General features: G+C 43.0%; 1 protein-coding gene. It reads left to right on the plus strand.

From position 1 onward, the window contains the following. Positions 1-8: 8 nt before the first annotated feature. Positions 9-365 (plus strand): ATP-dependent DNA ligase (locus HC175_RS20810; protein WP_438865975.1); only part of this gene is annotated, 357 nt, incomplete at its 3' end.

Here is a 365-nt window from a genome sequence, read left to right on the forward strand (position 1 = left end):
CCGAAAAAGTGAAGCAGCTAAAAGTCACCGAACTCATAAAACCCATGCTCGCCACCAAGGCTCCTGAGATTTTCAACAAAGCCAACTGGATCTATGAATTGAAGTGGGATGGTTACCGGGCAATAGGCAATATCCAGCAAGGGAAGGTGGATCTCTATTCCCGTAACGGTATATCCTTTAAGGCAAAATTTAAAGAGATCTATGAACAATTAAAGAATATTCCTCACGATGTGATCCTGGATGGGGAAATTGTGGCTTTAAACGAAGAAGGGAAACCTGTGTTCCAGAACCTTCAGAATTACCAGAATGATCCTTCCGGCGAATTGCGTTTCTATGTCTTTGACCTGCTGTACCTCAATGGACAT

The organism is Salinimicrobium oceani (assembly GCF_012037645.1).